Genomic DNA, 278 nt, shown 5'->3' on the forward strand with positions numbered 1-278 from the left:
GCAGCCGGTCACCGTCGCCTGGAGCGCGAAGCGGTCGCGTAGCTGGGGTCGCAGATCACCCTCCTCCGGGTTCATCGTCCCGACGAGGGTGAACTCCGCGGGGTGGGCGACACTGACGCCGTCACGTTCGACGCGGTTGACGCCGCTCGCCGCGGCGTCGAGCAGAACGTCCACGAGATGGTCGTCGAGTAGATTCACCTCGTCGACGTAGAGGATGCCGCGGTTCGCCCGGGCGAGCAGGCCGGGGTCGAACTCGGGGTCGCCGTCCAGCGCGTCCG

1 protein-coding gene is annotated in these 278 nt (G+C 70.1%); it reads right to left on the bottom strand.

The annotated features are described in order from the left end of the window. A partial coding sequence (locus SM755_RS23510) for an ATP-binding protein (RefSeq protein WP_323174817.1) occupies positions 1-278 on the bottom strand: 278 nt, incomplete at both ends.

It is taken from the genome of Natrialba sp. PRR66, from assembly GCF_034808065.1.
Taxonomy (GTDB): Archaea; Halobacteriota; Halobacteria; order Halobacteriales; family Natrialbaceae; genus Natrialba; species Natrialba aegyptia.